This window comes from Thermostichus sp. OS-CIW-33 (assembly GCF_054059615.1).
This window is the reverse complement of sequence record NZ_JBSSCH010000016.1, coordinates 1-16,793: the sequence shown is the minus strand read 5'-3', so window position 1 is coordinate 16,793 and position 16,793 is coordinate 1. Positions and strand designations below refer to the sequence as shown.

The 16,793-nt window shown below is 57.5% G+C and carries 16 protein-coding genes; 8 read left to right on the top strand and 8 right to left on the bottom strand.

Translation table 11 applies throughout. The annotated features are described in order from the left end of the window. Positions 1-29: 29 nt before the first annotated feature. The 7 genes from ACVWZG_RS10975 to pstS form a co-directional block, all read right to left on the bottom strand. Complete coding sequence (locus tag ACVWZG_RS10975) at positions 30-206, bottom strand: hypothetical protein (RefSeq protein WP_414332524.1); 177 nt, start codon at positions 204-206, stop codon at positions 30-32. A 354-nt stretch (positions 207-560) separates the two neighbouring features. Beyond that, entirely contained in the window at positions 561-986 is a 426-nt protein-coding gene (locus ACVWZG_RS10970; protein WP_011432703.1) for a hypothetical protein, read from the bottom strand. A 43-nt stretch (positions 987-1,029) separates the two neighbouring features. Beyond that, positions 1,030-1,857 carry a TlyA family RNA methyltransferase gene (locus ACVWZG_RS10965; protein ID WP_457407040.1) on the bottom strand — a complete coding sequence of 276 codons (828 nt, stop codon included), beginning with the start codon at positions 1,855-1,857 and terminating at the stop codon, positions 1,030-1,032. A gap of 95 nt (positions 1,858-1,952) precedes the next feature. Further along, positions 1,953-2,780, bottom strand: a complete 828-nt coding sequence (pstB, locus tag ACVWZG_RS10960) for a phosphate ABC transporter ATP-binding protein PstB (protein ID WP_457407038.1) — start codon at positions 2,778-2,780, stop codon at positions 1,953-1,955. Positions 2,781-2,862: 82 nt separating this feature from the next. After that, on the bottom strand, positions 2,863-3,753 hold the full coding sequence (pstA, locus tag ACVWZG_RS10955; protein ID WP_414407471.1) for a phosphate ABC transporter permease PstA: 891 nt from the start codon (positions 3,751-3,753) through the stop codon (positions 2,863-2,865). Between the two features lie 6 nt (positions 3,754-3,759). Beyond that, positions 3,760-4,728, bottom strand: a complete 969-nt coding sequence (pstC, locus tag ACVWZG_RS10950) for a phosphate ABC transporter permease subunit PstC (protein ID WP_457407035.1) — start codon at positions 4,726-4,728, stop codon at positions 3,760-3,762. 33 nt (positions 4,729-4,761) lie between these two features. Further along, the gene (pstS, locus tag ACVWZG_RS10945; protein WP_457407034.1) at positions 4,762-5,838 is read right to left on the bottom strand and encodes a phosphate ABC transporter substrate-binding protein PstS; all 1,077 of its coding nucleotides are present in this window, start codon (positions 5,836-5,838) and stop codon (positions 4,762-4,764) included. Between the two features lie 623 nt (positions 5,839-6,461). Between pstS and rplI the strand changes: the two genes are divergently transcribed. The 8 genes from rplI (at position 6,462) to glmS (ending at position 16,149) form a co-directional block, all read left to right on the top strand. Further along, the gene (rplI, locus tag ACVWZG_RS10940) at positions 6,462-6,926 is read left to right on the top strand and encodes a 50S ribosomal protein L9 (RefSeq protein ID WP_414329820.1); all 465 of its coding nucleotides are present in this window, start codon (positions 6,462-6,464) and stop codon (positions 6,924-6,926) included. Positions 6,927-7,104: 178 nt separating this feature from the next. Beyond that, entirely contained in the window at positions 7,105-8,880 is a 1,776-nt protein-coding gene (gene dnaB, locus ACVWZG_RS10935) for a replicative DNA helicase (RefSeq protein WP_457407071.1), read from the top strand. Positions 8,881-9,011: 131 nt separating this feature from the next. Then, the gene (locus tag ACVWZG_RS10930; protein ID WP_457392329.1) at positions 9,012-9,908 is read left to right on the top strand and encodes a universal stress protein; all 897 of its coding nucleotides are present in this window, start codon (positions 9,012-9,014) and stop codon (positions 9,906-9,908) included. 46 nt (positions 9,909-9,954) lie between these two features. After that, a complete protein-coding gene (larB, locus tag ACVWZG_RS10925; RefSeq protein WP_457392326.1) occupies positions 9,955-10,788 on the top strand; it encodes a nickel pincer cofactor biosynthesis protein LarB in 834 nt (277 codons plus the stop codon). A 260-nt stretch (positions 10,789-11,048) separates the two neighbouring features. Beyond that, on the top strand, positions 11,049-11,936 hold the full coding sequence (locus tag ACVWZG_RS10920; RefSeq protein WP_414374009.1) for a TerC family protein: 888 nt from the start codon (positions 11,049-11,051) through the stop codon (positions 11,934-11,936). A 204-nt stretch (positions 11,937-12,140) separates the two neighbouring features. Beyond that, positions 12,141-12,947 (top strand): ABC transporter ATP-binding protein, encoded by an 807-nt coding sequence (locus ACVWZG_RS10915; protein ID WP_414351846.1) that lies wholly within the window; start codon positions 12,141-12,143, stop codon positions 12,945-12,947. Then, entirely contained in the window at positions 12,947-14,167 is a 1,221-nt protein-coding gene (locus ACVWZG_RS10910) for an MlaD family protein (RefSeq protein ID WP_457407033.1), read from the top strand. Before ACVWZG_RS10915 ends, ACVWZG_RS10910 begins: the two co-directional genes overlap by 1 nt. Positions 14,168-14,301: 134 nt before the next feature. Beyond that, complete coding sequence (gene glmS, locus ACVWZG_RS10905) at positions 14,302-16,149, top strand: glutamine--fructose-6-phosphate transaminase (isomerizing) (RefSeq protein ID WP_414382665.1); 1,848 nt, start codon at positions 14,302-14,304, stop codon at positions 16,147-16,149. Here glmS and ACVWZG_RS10900 read toward each other — a convergent pair. After that, complete coding sequence (locus ACVWZG_RS10900; RefSeq protein WP_457407031.1) at positions 16,110-16,616, bottom strand: heavy metal-responsive transcriptional regulator; 507 nt, start codon at positions 16,614-16,616, stop codon at positions 16,110-16,112. The two genes, glmS and ACVWZG_RS10900, sit on opposite strands and share 40 nt — an antisense overlap. Between the last annotated feature and the right edge of the window lie 177 nt (positions 16,617-16,793).

The following is a 16,793-nucleotide window of genomic DNA, read 5'->3' as shown; positions in this document are numbered from 1 at the left end:
AAGCAGCCCTGAATAGGCAGCAACAGTTCTCATCCCGCCTCAAACCAGAGTTGTTCGGGATCCACATAATAGCAGCGGGCATTGTCCGCACAGATCAGCGCCCAGCCGTTTTGGTCGGCCTCGACCAAAGTATACTCACACTGGGGAATGAAATAGCCTTGGTGGTTTCGGGTATCGCTCTTAACCCAAACGGTCTGACGGTTCATCTTAAAGTTCCTCCCATCTGCAGTCAAAGGGGTCAAAAAAGTGAGGTTGGAAAACGGGACTCGATTCAGTGGCTATGGAAGCGGCGGCAGTGCAACACCACTGCAATATAATGAAGTGCAGCCACCGCCGAGCTAAGCATCTCGCGCCAGCCCGGAGTTCAATCTCATCAATCAACTGAGGCCGGGGAAGAGAAGCGACGAGAGCTAACCCCTATCGATAAATGGATCCCATATTGCTATTGGGTACAAGAAGTTTAGCACCAACTCCATGAGAACATCGCTAAGAGTTGTAGATTAAAATAAAAAGCTCTAGATTTTCCTAAAGTCTTGTTGCAAAACAAGGAATAGGGTCACTTAATCTTCTTCAAAAAGCCAGTTGTAAATCTTGCTCAAGTGGGGCCAAGCAGGACGGCGGTTCCCTCCCTCTTGCAGGTTGGATTTGACACCCTCAATCTGCTCGGGATCCCGTGCCAAGATTTGCTTAATGGCCTCCACCTGCTGGCGTACCCCGGTTTTTTTCAGCTCCAGCATGGCTAGGGTCAGATTCACACGGGGCTGGGCATCCACCGGATCCAACTTCACAGCAGTCTGGGCGGCCTTCAGGGCTTTTTCCGCCTGCCCCTCCAGAAGGTAGAGCCAGGACAAGCACGTCCAAGCCGCCGCCGCCTTTGGGGATCCCTTACAGATTGACTCAAAAGAGGGAATTAACGTCTTGGCTGCTTCCCCGGATTCATAGCGCCGAATCCCTTCCTGAAATAATTCTTCAATTTTTTGGCTCATCTCCCCCAACCCAGCACATCAACCTATTGACAAAATCGACAAGCTACCCGTGTAGGGTCGCTCTTGCCTGCTCGCTCATCTGTTGTAGCGCACTGCCGCTGGGGAGAGGGATCCCTTCTCCTTCAGCCAGCCAGAGCCAATACTCGATATTGCCGGCAGGGCCAGTGATGGGCGACCACGTGTAGCCTTGCACCTGCCAGCCCTGGGCCACGGCCGAGCGCATCACCGTCTCCAGCACGCGGGCATGGACAACCGGATCCCGTACCACCCCCTTTTTGCCCACCTGATCCCGGCCCGCCTCAAACTGAGGCTTTACCAGCAACAAAGCTTCCCGCGGCGGGCGCAACAGGTTCCAGAGAGGATCCAACACCTTGGTTAGGGAAATAAAAGAGAGATCCACCACTGCCAGATCTGGCCAGCTTGGAGTAGGCACCTCCGTTCCGTAGAGATCGACAGGCTGCAGGTAGCGCAGATTGGTTCGTTCCTTGAGGATGACCCGTGGGTCGGTTCGCAAAGACCAGGCCAGTTGCCCATAGCCCACATCCACTCCGTAGACCCGCTGGGCTCCCCGTTTCAACAAGCAGTCTGTAAAACCTCCTGTGGAAATGCCCGCATCCAAACAAATACGACCCTGCACCTGAACAGGAAAAGTTTGCAGCGCCCCCTGTAGCTTTTCTCCCCCCCGTGAGACAAAAGCAGGCCCAGACTGGACTTGCACCGCTGGATCCCCGCTCACCCAGGTTCCAGGCTTTTCCGCCCGCACCCCATTTAGAAAGACTTCTCCTGCCAAAATGGAGCGTTGCGCTTGCTGGCGTGAGGAAAAATATCCGCGCTCCACCAACCAGCTATCCAGACGCACCCGCTTGGCCATCTCGCCGGTGCCTCACCTTGCATAGATCTTCCCGCCCATTAGAATAGGCGAGCGGGATCCCAACTGACCAGAATTGAGGGATCGCCAACAGCAGATTAGCCGAACCGTCCGCTCACGTACTCTTCCGTTTCCCGATGGGCGGGAGAGTTAAAGATTTTCTCAGTGCGGTTAAACTCCACCAGCCGTCCGTAGCGAAACCCCTCTTCGTCGACTTCAGTGTTGAAGAAGGCGGTAAAGTCGGAGACCCGCGCTGCCTGCTGCATGTTGTGGGTAACGATAATGATCGTGTAGCGACGGCCCAGTTCCTTGAGCAACTCCTCAATGCGCAACGTGGAGATTGGATCCAACGAGGCACAAGGCTCATCCATCAGGATAACCTCCGGCTGGATGGCCAAGGTGCGGGCAATGCAAAGACGCTGCTGCTGTCCCCCCGAAAGGGAGAGCCCACTCATCTTCAGCTTGTCTTTCACCTCATCCCAGAGGACGGCCTGGCGCAATGTGCGCTCCACCAGCTCATCCAAGTCCCCTTGGTAGCCGTTGACCCGTGGCCCAAAGGCAATGTTGTCGTAGATTGATTTGGGAAAGGGGTTGGGCTTTTGGAACACCAGGCCAACTCGCCGCCGCACTTCAGCAGGATCTACATCGGGATCGTAGATGTTTTTCCCGTGAAAAATTACGGATCCCTCTACTCTCGCCCCCGGGATCAGATCGTTCATGCGGTTAAAGCAGCGCAGCAAAGTACTCTTGCCGCAGCCGGAAGGGCCAATAAAAGCAGTGATGTGATTCTTGGGAATCTTCAGAGAAACCTGCTTCACCGCCAAATGAGAGCCGTAGTAAACACTGACTGCTTGCGTTTCCAGCTTAACAGTTAAGTTGGCAGACTTCTTAGAGGAATCAGGAGTGCCGGGAAATGGAGGGCGCATAGGAATACCAGAGGTAGACGTTGCTTCAGAACCCAAACTCAAAATCGAAGAATAGTGAGGCAAAAATCTCAGAAGAACCAGATCAGATAGTAATGGTTTCCTGACGACGACTCAGCAGCAGCCGGAAACTGATCGTGGTGATCAAAACCAGAATCACCAAAGCCAAGGCTCCTCCCCAAGCAATTTTCTGCTGGTTCTCGAAGGGAACAATGGCAAAGTTGTAGATCAGCACCGCCAACGAGGCTACTGGCTTCAGCAGACCATCAGGCCATAGAAAGCTGAACAGAGCAGTAAAAATTAGAGGTGCAGTCTCCCCAGCTGCTCGGGCAATGGCCAAGGTCACTCCCGTCAGAACGACCGGCAAAGCAGCTGGCAAAACGACCCGAAACACAGTCTGCACCCGCGAAGCTCCCAAGGCGTAGGCGGCAGCCCGAGTGTCCGCCGGCACCAAGCGCAGAGCCTCCTCGCAGGAGAGGATGATGATCGGCAAAGTCAATACCGATAGAGCTACTCCGCCAGAAAGGGCAGAAAAGGTCTTGGTGGAAAGCACCAGCACCCCATAGGCGAACACGCCAGCGATGATGGAAGGAACCCCCGTCAGCACTTTGATAATGAAACGCAGAGATGATGCTGTAGAACTGTTCTGGCCGAACTCCGAGAGATAGATCGCAGCAAATAGACCAATAGGGAAAGTGATTGTAATGGCAATCGATACCACAATGATCGTTCCCAGCACAGCGTTGCCAAAGCCGCCTACCTGATCGCCAGGAGGAGGAGGAAGCTGGGTTAAGGTCTGCCAATTGAAGCGCTCAATGCCATTGACGAAAACATAGTAAAGGATGGAAGCGAGCACAAAAATCGCAAAAATGCTGGAAGCAAAGATCAGGCCTGTCATCACCCAGTCCAGCACGACGCGCTTGGATCTGACTTTGCGTTTGAACAAATTGGCCTGTGCTGCCACTTGTGTCGCCATGTTCCTCTACTCCCGAGAAGCCGTCAAAGCAAACTTGACGCGCCGAACCAATAGCTCAGCGATGATGTTGACCACCAGCGTAATGACCAGCAAGATCAAAGCCGCATACATCAGAGCCGAGATCTGCTCGTCGGCTGCTTCTGCAAACTCGCTGGCCAGCAATGCAGGGATGTTGCTGGCAGGGGCCAAAAGCGAGACTCTAATCCCCCGCGCATTGCCAATCAGCATTGCCACCGCCATGGTCTCGCCCAGGGCGCGTCCCAAACCCAGCACCACAGCCCCCAACATACCCCCAATCGCAGCCGGTAGTACCACTCCAAAAATGGCTTCCCATCGCGTAGCCCCCATCGCATAGGCAGCCGCGCGCAGCTCAGGAGGAACAGCCACCAAAACCTCTCTGGCGATGGCCGTGATGATGGGGATGATCATGATCCCCAAGACAACCCCTGCCGTCAGCATCCCCGGCCCAATCGGTGGTGTGCTGAAAATGGGAAGCCAATTGAAGTTCTCGTACAGGAACATCTGAACGGGGCGGAAGAAGGGGATGAAGACAAACAATCCCCAAATGCCGAACACCACACTGGGAATAGCCGCCAACAGCTCAACCACAATGATCAGAGCCAGACGCAAGGACTTCGGAAGAAAATCCTCGCTCAGAAAAATAGAGATGCCAAAGCTAAAAGGAACCCCCACAATCAGAGCGATGAGAGAAGTCACTAGCGTGCCGTAGATCTGTGGCCAGGCCCCATAGATATCCTCGACCGGATCCCAGGTGGTGTTCCAGAAAAAGCTTAGTCCAAACCTGTCTATAGCAGGTAAAGACTGAATGCCGATCTCCAGAGCAATCCAGAGCAGCAGGAAGGCCGAGAAAAACACGGCAATCCGCGTAGCCCAGATAAAAACCTGGTCGCGCCGGCGCTGGAAAACCGGCCGAGGCCGAAACATAGAACTGCTGTCAGAAAAAAAGGTATTCATCCGCCTGAAGCCAGAAGTGGTTGGTAAGAGTTTTTACGGGGTAATGCCTTCCAGCGCAGCCAGAGCTTTTTGCCGCGTTTCTTCCGGCAGAGGGACATATCCCAACTGCTCAGCGAAAGCCTGCCCCTCAGTGAGGCCGTAGCGGAGAAACTCTCTAACGGCCTTGGAAGTCTCGGCTTTGGGGTAAACCTTGTAGGCAAGGATCCAGGTGTAGCCCGCAATAGGGTAAGAGTCTTCCCCACTAGGATCCGGATCGACCCCCAGCAAACGCTCGTCGAGCTGAATTCTGGCCAGCGCCGCTTTCTCCGTCTCGACGTTGGGAGTTACAAACTTGCCTGCCCGGTTTTCCAGACGGGCAATGTTCAGGTTGTTGAGCTTGGCAAAGCCGAATTCCACGTAGCCAATCGAGCCAGGAATTTGCTTGATCTGCTCGGAAACCCCTTCGTTCCCACGCGCCCCTACGCCGGTTGGCCAGTTTACCGAAGAGCCGCGACCCACCTTTTGCTTCCACTCTGGGCTAATAGCGTTGAGGTGAGTGGTGAAGATATCGGTGGTACCACTTCCATCAGAGCGATGCACGACGGTAATCGGCAAATCCGGGAAAGTCACCTGTGGGTTAAGGCCAGCCAGCAGGGGATCGTTCCAGTTCTTGATCTTGCCCAGGAAGATATTCGCCAGTGCCAGGCGGGAAAGGCGGATTTCGGGGCCCACCCCAGGAATGTTGTACGCTGCAACTAACGCTCCGCCCACCATGGGTACAGAAACCATCCCTTTGGGAGGGTTAGCCTCATTCTCAATTTGGTTGATCTCTTCAGGACGGGGCACGCTGTCACTGGCACCGAAATCGACCGTGCGGGCTACAAACTGCCGACGACCCGCACCGCTTCCTACAGACTGATAGTTGACCTGGATGTTAGGGTTTTTCTTGCCAAACTCTTGGGCCCAAGTTTGATAGATGGGGGCCGGGAAGGTCGCCCCAGCGCCATTGATGGTGATGGTCTGCTGAGCAAACACCCGCTGCCAATTCGTCTGACTGGCCGCAAAGCCGGCAACAGTGGCAGACAAAAACTTCAGGAAAGAACGACGCTCCAAGGGGTGCAACGTCACCATACAGATCTCCTCTCCCAGATGAAGATAAAATCCTAGCCCAGATCTAAAAAAGGCTACTTCACTCGAGAACCTTACCCAACCCAATCAAAACTCGTCGGGCTGGGTATGCCACTACCGCCTGGAAGCTTGGAGGCAACCCTCAAGCTAACCCTGCGATCCTCAACAAGCCTTCAACCGATCGCAGTGCCCCAAGGCTTCCTCCGAGCACGCAGGGTTCCCTCGGGAACGCTCCATTGAAGACTTCGCCAGTCTGCGCAGCTACTATAACGTAAAGGTCAGTTGTTTTTGATTAAATCGAGGTTAAGCCCAGGTTATCCTTGGGGATATCCGCCAAATGTTGCAAACCCCTCAAGGGATCCCCTTTGGTGTCAGCCACTCCCTATCCTGGATTGGGTATCTCCCAAAACAGAGAACTTCCGCCTTTTGAGTTTGGAAAGGTGGCTTCTTCATCTTCCCGCCAAGGTTCAGAGCTGGAAGAGGACTCTAGAGACCTGCCAATCGGGAATAAGCTCTGAGAAGGGATCCCCTATGCCGACGGGCTGGTGGCTATGGCACTCTGGGCTGACGATGAACCTGCTGAGCCTCTAGAATGGAGGGCTGTCGAGAAAAGAAGTGTCTTCCCAATGTCGAAACGTAACATGCAGGTTGTGCTGCGCCAGGCGATCCCAGGGCTGGGCAAGCCCGGAGAGATTGTCAACGTCAAGCCCGGCTATGCTCGCAACTACCTCTTCCCACGGCAGATGGCGGTGCGGGTTACCCCTGGCATATTGAAAGAGCAGCAGATGCGTCTGGAGCAGGAAGCGGCTCGTAAACTGGCAGAAAAACAACGGGCGGAAAACTACAAGACCGCTCTGGAGACCATCGGTCGCTTCGTCATCCGTAAGAAAGTGGGAGAACACGACCTCCTATTTGGGCAGGTTACCACCAGCGATATTGCCGAGGTGGTGCTGGCTACCAGCGGCCTGGATATCGACCGCCGCAACATTCTCCTCAATGAGGAGATCAAGAAAACCGGGGTTTATCCTGTGCAGGTAAAGTTACACCCCGAAGTTACCGCTACGCTGCGCATTCAGGTTACTCCTGAATGAGAAGCTACCTTTGAGGCTCCCTGAATTCCTGTGAGGGATCCCGGGGTGGGCAGGGTTTCTGCCTTAGACGACAAGCGGGTATGCTCAGCCTATAGCTTGGCCTACCTGCTGAGTGGGCCTGCTTGGCTGAGAGGCCAGTTACCCTGGGGCTGGGTTGATTTTCCTGTCCTGGCTTGTGGTGATCAGCGATTACGACTTAACGGGTGGGGATCGGCTTCCTCCCCAGAACATAGAAGCCGAGGAGGAAATCCTGGGGGGCATCCTCCTCGATCCGGATGCGTTGGTGCGGGTCGCGGAGTTTCTGCGTCCAGAGATGTTCTATATCTCTGCCCACCAAGAGATTTACCGGGCTGCTCTCCAACTGCACAGCCAAGGCCAACCCACTGACCTGATGACTGTGTCTGCCTGGTTGGCGGATCATCATCTTCTGGAGCGGGTGGGAGGAACAGGGGCGATCCGTCGTCTGCTGGAGCAAACCGTCAGCAGCGTCAACATCGACCAGTATGCTCGCCTGGTGATGGATAAGTACATGCGCCGCCAGTTGATCCAGGTGAGCAATACCTTGGCTCGTTTGGCCTACGATACCAGTCAGCCCCTGTCTCAGGTGATGGATCAAGCCGAGCAGCAGGTGTTTGGCCTCACCCAAGAGCGGGTGCAGCGCAGTCTTATCCCGGCCTCCGAGGTTTTGGTCAATATCTTCTCGGATTTGGAAGAGAAGTTCCAAAGCGGGGCACAGCTTCCGGGGATCCCGACCAAATTCATCGACCTGGATAACTTGACCCAGGGCTTGCAGCGATCCGACTTGTTGATCCTGGCCGGTCGTCCCTCGATGGGGAAAACCAGTCTTGCCCTCAACATTGCCCAAAATGTGGCTGCCTACGCCAAGCAGCCGGTCGCCATCTTTAGCTTGGAAATGTCACGAGAGCAACTGGTGCAGCGGCTTTTGGCCAGCGAAGCCCGCATCGACAGCAGCCGTCTGCGTTCTGGGCGCATCAGCGAACACGAGTGGCAGCGCCTGGGACAAGCCATTGGTTTTTTGTCGCAATTGCCCCTGTTCATCGACGATACCCCCGACTGTACCGTTACCGAAATTCGCTCCAAAGCGCGGCGTTTGCAGGCGGAACAGGGGGGAACGTTGGGGATGGTGTTGATCGACTACCTACAACTGATGCAGGGATCCGCTGCTGACAACCGGGTGCAGGAGCTGTCGCGCATTACCCGTGGCCTCAAGGCCATGGCCAAAGAGCTGATGGTGCCGGTGCTGGTGCTGTCTCAGCTCAGTCGGGCTGTCGAGTCGCGCTCCGATAAGCGCCCGCAACTGGCAGACCTGCGGGAATCGGGCTGTCTGGCCGGGGATACGCAGGTGATGGATGCGGATCGCGGCAAGATCTGGCGGCTGGATCAACTGGCGGCCCTGCCGGCTGCGGCGGAACTGCCCTGCCTGCTCAGCTTGAACGGGCGCGGGCGCTTGGTGCCCCAACAGCCTGTGAAAGTGTTTTGCAGTGGTCGGCAGCCCACCTGTGTTCTGAAGACCCGCCTCAACTTTTCCATTCGCGCCACCGGCAACCATCCCTTCTTGACCCCAGACGGCTGGAAAACCCTCGACGAGCTGCAATTGGAGGAAGAGGTGGCGGTGGTAGTGCAGGAGGGGCTGATCTGGGATCCGGTGGTGTTCATCAGCGAGCCGGGGGAGCCTCAGCCGGTTTACGACGTCGAAATGCCCCGCCACCACAACTTCGTGGCCAACGGTCTGCTAGTTCACAACAGCATCGAGCAGGATGCCGATCTGGTGATGATGATCTATCGCCCGGAATACTACGATCCCAACACCAGCGATCGCGGCATTGCCGAGGTCATCATTGCCAAACATCGCAACGGCCCCACCGGCACCGTGCGCCTGCTGTTCGAAAGCCAGTACACCCAGTTTCGCAACCTGGCGGATCCCAACCGCTGAGCAACCGATGCCGAAGAGGGATCCGGAGCTGCTGCCTTGGGAACAACCCCGCAAGGTGTTAGCTTAGGATCGCTGCGGGCCAAAGCAATGCTCTTGAGCCGGCTACCCTCTCTCCTAATGCTCAAAACGATATGTTTAAAAACGTGTTAATTGCCACCGACCGCCGAGATGGCCTGCAGCGTTTTGGCAAGTGTTTGGAAGATCTGCACAGCAACGGCATTGAGCGCGTCACCTTCGTCCGCAGCGTAGATTGGCAAGAGGACGACATCGGCATTCCCGACGACATTACCCCCGAAGTCCAGGCGGAGCAGGCCCAGTTGCAGAAGCTGCTGAACCCGATCCCAGCAGGGTTGGAAGTCAAGGCTCTGGTGCAGGTGGGCAGGCCAGCCGATCTAATCCTAAAAGGCATCCAAACCTATGGCTCCGATCTGCTGATTACAGGCATGGGTACCCACAACCTGCTCGCCGAAAAATTGTTCGGCAGCACCACCATGACGCTGTTGCCGAAGCTGAAAATCCCCCTACTGGTGATGCGCCCCCAGCTGCTGGCTACCTTTACCCTGGAAGAATTGCGCTTGCGCAGCCGCCACCTGTTTCGCTGCCTCTTGGTGCCCTTTGACTTTGAGCAGCCGCGTCAGCAGTTGCTCAACCATCTCGGCCACCTGCTGCCCGGTACTTCCCAGTGCCAGACGGTTACCCTGCTCTACGTGGTGGATCCCAGCGCCCGCCGCAACCAAGGAACTCCGGTGGAGGTGCTCCAACGCAAAGCCGAGGCTGACCTGGCCCAGGTGCTTGAACCCCTGAGCGAGCAGGTGAAGCCCGTACAGCTGCGCACCCTGGTGCGGGTGGGATCCCCTCTCAAAGAGATCCTGGCTACTGCTGCCGATGAAGACATGACGGCCATCGCCACTGCCTCCCCCCACGTGGGCAGCTTCTGGGAGTGGTCGGTTCGCAGCCTCACCGGCGAGATTTTGCGGCAAAGTTGGCATCCGGTGTTGTTTTTCCCGCGCGGGTCTTTGGCCCAGTAGATCCAGGCAAGATCCAAGCCGAGTGTTGCAGATTAACTCACCTTCCATGAACCCCCCTTCCACGACAGCGCTGCAGGATCTGTTTCGGGCGGTGGCCCAAGGGGAGCTCACCCCAGAGCAAGCCCTGCAAGCCTATCGCTTTCTGCCCTTCGAGCCGGTGGGAGATTTCGCCCATGTGGATCACCACCGTCCCTTGCGCACGGGCTTTCCCGAAGCCGTGTGGGGGCCGGGCAAGACCCCAGATCAGATTGCCCAGATCCTGGAGCAACTCCACCAGCGGGGATCCCTGGCCTTGGCCACCCGCATCGAAGCCCAGGTGTATGCCGAGATCCGCAGCCGCTTACCCCAGGTGCAGTATTCCCAGGTGGCCCGCTTGTGTTGGATCCCGCCCCGGCAGGTGGTCAGCCATCCTGGACAGGTCAGCGTGATCTCCGCCGGCACTGCCGACTTACCGGTGGCAGAAGAAGCCGCCCTCACGCTGGAGCTTTCCGGATTTCAGGTGAAGCGCCTCTGGGATGTGGGGGTGGCCGGGATCCATCGGCTGCTGCACAACCGGGCGGCCCTGCAAGCGGACGTGCTGATCGTGGTGGCGGGCATGGAGGGGGCCTTGGCCAGCGTGGTGGCGGGTCTGGCGGATTGTCCGGTGATCGCTGTGCCCACCAGCATTGGCTACGGGGCCAGCTTCCAGGGCTTGGCTGCCCTGCTCACTATGCTCAACTCCTGCGCAGCGGGGGTGGGAGTGCTGAACATTGATAACGGTTTTGGGGCGGCGATTCTGGCAGGCCAGATCCTGCGTTGCGGACAACGGCTGGCAGCTCGATTGAGTTCATGCGGCCCCACTGGAGATCCAACAGGGAATCGACAGATTTCGGAAGGTTAAGAATTGTAAATAGATCCTGAGCCAAACAGGCTATACTCAGGCCATAGTTTAGGCTTGGGCTTTCTCTTTCCCATCCTTCGGGAGTTTGAGGGTGTTGCCTCTGGTCACCTAACTGGGTTCATGCCTTTTTCTGGGGTACCTTTATCCGAAGATGGGGAGGGTTCCTACGCTGGTTAACTGCTGTGTTGGACTGACTGGGGCGGACAAAACGCGCGAATATGCTAATTGATGCAACACTTGTCAAAAATGCAACAGATGCGATGGGAGCGACCTTGATCCTGGCGCAAGGGATGACTCAGTCCTTCACCTGGACAGATATTTTCTTGGTGGTGGCTTTGGTGTTTTTGGAGGCCGCCCTCTCTGCGGACAACGCCGTTGCCCTAGCAGCTCTGGTGAAGCATCTGCCCACCCCCCAGCAGCAGAATCGGGCCTTGCGCTGGGGCATCATCGGCGCTTACAGCTTTCGCATTGCCATTGTCTTCGCGGCAGTTTGGTTGGTGGAGTATCCGCCCGCCCAATTCTTGGGGGCCTGTTATCTGCTCTGGCTAGCCTGGCAGCACTTTCGGGGCGAGGAAGAAGGCCAAGAACAGGACATCACCCGCCACGCCAATTTTTGGCAGACCCTGGTGATGGTGGAACTGACGGATCTGGTCTTTTCTTTCGACAGCATCGCCGCTTCGGTGGGCGTCTCCCGCAAGGCTTGGGTAATCATCCTCGGCGGCATTCTCGGCATTACCCTGATGCGCTACATGGCTTCTCTGTTTTTGCGTTGGTTGGACGAGTTCTCTCACCTGGAAGACGCCGCTTTTGCCATCATCGCCTTGGTGGGGAGCACCATGTTGTTGGAGGTGTTTTTCCCCCAAATCGAGATCCCGGAGTGGGGGATGGTGGTGGCTGTGATCCCCCTATTTGTCTGGGGTTTCTCGCGGCGCGTGAAACTCAATTCGGAGCAGGATGAACAGCCGGAGCTGGCTGACGGAGAGAAGAGGGAAGAGAAAAGAGCAGGGGTTACAGACGAGATGGAAATCGTCCCCTCCGGTTGGGTGACTGCCCTTGAGGAAGACCTCGCCCCTGAGCCCCAGAGCAGAGAGAATGGAGAGGAGAGGTACGGCTTGGGCCTATCGCCAGGGATCCCTGATCTGCCTTGATAGGGCTGTGGGCTGCTTCATTGCCTTGGCCCCTGCCGACTCCTAAACTAGCAGTGAAGCCGACTCAAGGAGGGAAGCATCCTGAGCCCCCAGTTTTGCTTGAAATCATTGGTCAAGTGCTTCAGAAGCAGCATAGACAGCCCAAAGGAGCAGCAGGCCGCGGAAAATAGGCTCCAGCCTTTGGCGAGGGCGGAGGTTCTGAGCATGCCAGCAGTGCAGAGCACTGCCCCCTTGGTGGAGCTGCGCCAAGTTTCCAAGCGCTTCGGCTCGACGGTGGTGCTTGACCACGTGGATCTGAAGGTGTACCGGGGTGAGGCCCTGGGCCTGGTGGGGCCTTCGGGCACCGGGAAATCGACGCTGCTGCGCATCATCGCCGGCCTAACGGAGCCAGACGCTGGAGAAGTGCTCTGGTGCGGGATCCCGCTCTCGGAGATTCAAGCCCATCATGCAACTCCCCCTTTGCGAGTAGGGATGGTGTTTCAGCAGGCCGCCCTCTTCGACTCCCTGACGGTGGAAGAAAACGTGGGGTTTTTGCTCTACGAGCACTCGCAGTTGCCCCGCTCCCGTATTCGGGAATTGGTGGCCGCCAAGCTGGAGGCGGTGGGGCTGGCGGGCAAAGAGCACAACCTGCCAGAAGAACTCTCGGGGGGGATGCGCAAACGGGCCAGCTTCGCCCGCGCCATTATGGAGGATCCTTCTCTGCCCCAGGATGAGCCCCAATTGCTGCTGTACGACGAGCCCACTGCGGGTTTAGATCCCATTGCTTCGACGGTGATTGAAGATCTCATTCGGGAGCTGCAGCAGGTGAAAAAAGCCTGTGAGAGCTACATTGTGGTGACCCACCAGCACAGCACCATTTACCGCGCCACCGACCGCATTGTCCTGTTGGCTCAGGGGCGGGTGCAGTGGGAGGGATCCGTGCAGCAGATTGAAACGTGCGATAACCCCTTTGTGCGGCAGTTTTTCAGCGGTAGCGTAGAAGGGCCAATTCAAGTGGCGGGGCAGGTGTGATGCGTTCGCGAGCAGTGCGAGAAGGGGCAGTGGGCCTGTTGATCCTGGCGGGGGCGCTGGGCTTTGCCGGCCTGTTTTTGTGGATCTACAACCTGCGCTTTGGCAGTCGCGGCTTTCAATTTACCGTCACCTATACCAACGTGGTCGGCCTGACAGAGGGATCCAGCGTGCGGCTGCGGGGGGTAACCGTAGGTCGGGTGGAGCGTATCACGCCTCAACCCAATCAAGTGGAGGTGCAGGTGGCCATTGACCAGCCTTTGGCTATTCCCCGCAACGCCCTGTTTGTAACCAAACAGACGGGGTTGGTGGGGGAAACGGTGATGGACATCCTGCCCCGACTGAACGTCCAGTTGACAGGATCCCCCCTGGCGCCAGACTGCGACAGCAGCCAAATGGTTTGCAATGGAGATGTGGTGGAGGGAACCCCTGGAGTGGATTTTGGCCAGCTATTGATTAGGCTGGATCGATTGCTCACACGGGTCAACGAGGACGAGCTCTTCGATACCCTTAACACCACTCTGGAGGGGATCACCCGCGTCGCCAATAGCGTAGCCAGTCTTTCAGAAACCGTAGAAGAGCAGGTAGCGGCTATTCGCACCGAAGATCTGGACTTGTTGCAATTCACCACGGCTGCCACGGCCATCCAAGACGCGGCTGGGGCTGTGAGGGGAACTGCCCGCAGTTTTCAAGCGGCTGCCGATCAATTCACCGCCCTGGTGGATCAAAACCGCACTTCCCTTAACGCCGTCCTGGAGAACATCCAGCAGGTGAGCGCCGATCTACAGGCCATGTCGAGCGCGGTGCGCCCGCTGGTTACCGATCCACAACTCCAGGCCGATGTGCGCCAGATCCTGGCCGAGGTGCGAGCGGCTGCGGAGAACGTGGCCCAAGCTACCGAAGATCTGCAGCAGATTGCCGCCAGCCTCAACGATCCGGGCACTTTAGCTACTCTGCGCCAAACCCTCGATTCCGCCCGCATCACCTTTCAGAATATGCAAAAAATTACCGCCGACATCGACGAGCTGACCGGGGATCCCCAGTTTCGCCGCGGCATTCGAGAGTTGGTATTGGGGCTGAGCAACTTGGTCTCCAGCGTCCCTGGGGAAGATGGGATCCAGCCCGCGGTGGCCGAAGGGTATCACTTTCGTTTTGCGCCCGTCTCTTTTGCCCAGGGGATTGTCTCTGGATCCCAAGGATGGCAGCCGCAGACTTCCCCATAAATTGGCAACCCGCTGAGGTGAACAACGTCGGCCAAAGCCGTTGAAGGGATCCCCAACCTGGGGTAGGCTTTGCGGATAAGGTGTTGCCTGTATTGCTACGCAACGCTGGCGCGACTGAGGTTGAGGTGTGAGGAATGTGTGGCATTGTCGGCTACGTGGGTTTTCAGTGGGCTGCCCCCATCCTGTTGGAGGGCCTGCGCACCTTGGAGTATCGGGGCTATGATTCTGCCGGCATTGCCACGGTGGATCCCGAAGAGGGATTGAGAGTTGTCCGCGCTACCGGCAAGCTGCACAACCTGCTGGTGAAGCTGACGGCCAACATGCCCACGGCCAAGGTAGGGATCGGACATACCCGCTGGGCCACCCACGGCGGCGTGACCGAAGAAAATGCCCACCCCCAGTGCGACGAGCGCGGGCGCATTGTGGTGATCCAAAACGGCATTGTGGAAAACTACCTGGAGCTGAAGGAGCGTCTCCTGGAGCGGGGGATCCCATTCCGCTCCCAAACCGATACGGAAGTGATCGCCCAACTGCTGGGTCTCTACACCGAAGAGCTGGGCTCCTTTGAGGCGGCCTTTGGCCAGGTCATGGGGCAACTGCGGGGAGGAAACGCCGTAGTGGCTCTGGATCGGGAGGCGCCGGATCGGCTGATCGCAGCCCGTTTGGGCAATGCCGGAGCCGTGGTGGTGGGAGAGGGAGAAGGAGAAAACTTCGTCGCCTCCGATCTGCCTGCCATTGTCCGCCATACCCGCAAGGTGGTGTTCTTGGAGGATGGGGAAATGGCGGTTCTCACGGAGTCTCAAGTGCGCTACTTGCGCATTACCGGCGAGGAGCTGCGCAAATCCAGCATCACCGTGGCCTGGGATCCCGTCTCAGCCGCCAAGGGAGGCTACAAGCACTTCATGCAAAAGGAGATCTTTGAGCAGCCCCGCACCACCACCGATACGCTACGGGGGCGGGTGGATCTGGAACAGGGCCGGGTGACACTGGAGGGGCTAACGCTTTCTGAAGCACAACTGGCCCACATCGAGCACATCCACGCTGTAGCCTGTGGTACTGCCTGGCACGCCTGCTGGGTGCTCAAGTACTTCATCGAGAGCTTGGCCCGTACCCCCGTGGAGGTGGACTATGCCTCTGAGTTTCGCTACCGCCAGCCGGTGTTGCGCCCCAACCACCTGTTGCTGGCTCTAACCCAGTCGGGAGAAACCGTCGATACGCTGGCAGCCATGAGCGAGGCCCGCACCCAAGGGATCCCGACTCTGGCGATTGTCAACGCCATCGGATCCCAGGCCAGCCGTCTGGCGGATGCCGGGGTTCTCTACATCCATGCCGGGCCGGAGATTGCCGTGGCTTCCACCAAAGTGTTTACTGGCATGTTGGTGGCGGGGTATTTGCTGGCCCTGCAACTGGCCCAAGCCAAAGGGATCCTCAGCCCGGCCCAGATCCAAGCCCACCTGCAAGCCTTGATTGAGCTGCCGGGCAAGATCAGCCTGATGCTGAAGGACGCCGCCCTCTACGACCAACTGGCGGAGCAGTACCATCATGTTGCCAACATGCTCTATCTGGGCCGCTGGGTTAACGCCCCGATTGCCCTGGAAGGAGCTTTGAAGATGAAAGAGGTGAGCTACATCCACGCCGAAGGCTACCCGGCAGGGGAGATGAAGCATGGCCCTATCGCCCTCATCGACGAGCGGGTGCCGGTGGTGTGCATTGCCACCCGGGATCCCGTCTACGAAAAAATGCTCTCCAACATCGAACAGGTGCGGGCGCGGGGGGGACGGGTGATCGCCCTCATCAACCCCGAAGACACCCAGGTGCGGGAGAAAGCCGACCACATCATCGAGGTGCCCAGCACGACACCCCTGTTGTCGGCGGTTCTGAACGTGATCCCCCTGCAGTTGTTCGCCTACGCCATGGCTTTGCGCCGCGGAGCCGATGTGGATCAGCCGCGCAACTTGGCCAAGTCGGTAACGGTGGAGTAACGGCTGTTGCCCTTGCCGCCCCTGGCCTCTGGTTTTTGCAAAATCGGGCAGATCACCTCTTTTTCATCAGCAGCCGCAGGGGTGATTTGCCAATCGGAGAGGAGACCTTGAATTTGGCTTTTCAGCGCTTGCAGATCGGCAATTCGCTGTTCAATCTCCTGCAGCTTGCCTTGCAGATGCTGGCGAATTTCTGGACAAGGCTGCTCCCCTCGGTCGTGGACATCCAGGATTTGGCGGATTTCTTCTAAGCTCAGGCCCAGGCTCTGGCAGCGGCGGATAAAAGCCAGGCGAACCAAAACCGAAGGGTCGAACAATCGATAGCTGGACTCCGCCCGTTCCACCGTTGGCTTCAGCAGGCCTATCGATTCGTAGTAGCGCACCGTGCGTACAGGCAAGCCGGCTGCTAGAGCCACCTGGCCGATCTTCAGGCTGGCAGACAAGTCCTGGACAGCAGCAGGATTCGACATGTCCCCAACTGGATCCCTGTAGATTTCTTCAGCGTGACATACTCCCGCACTCATGCTGACGCAAAGCGCTCCGCGCCGCTAGCGCGAAAAGGACGTTTCCTGCGCTTGAGGACTACGTCCCGCTGACGCGAAAAGAACGGGATGCCCCACCGCCCTGTGCTTGATGTGGATGGCCGC